This window comes from Vibrio sp. SCP2 (assembly GCF_059295395.1).
Map to the genome: position 1 here is coordinate 1 of NZ_JCAFVV010000051.1, position 223 is coordinate 223.

1 rRNA gene is annotated in these 223 nt (G+C 52.0%); it reads right to left on the reverse strand.

The annotated features are described in order from the left end of the window. Nucleotides 1-223, reverse strand: a 23S ribosomal RNA gene (locus AC5O63_RS22515); the annotation flags it as partial.

A 223-nucleotide genomic window follows, 5' to 3' on the forward strand; every position in this document is an offset into this window, starting at 1 on the left:
GTGTCGGTTTGGGGTACGATTCCTTACAATCTGAAGCTTAGAGGCTTTTCCTGGAAGCATGGCATCAATGACTTCACTACCGTAGTAGCTCGACATCGTGTCTCAGCCTTAGAGAGAGCCGGATTTACCTAACTCTCAAGCCTACGCACTTGAACCTGGACAACCGTCGCCAGGCCCACCTAGCCTTCTCCGTCCCCCCATCGCAATTGTAAGAAGTACGGGA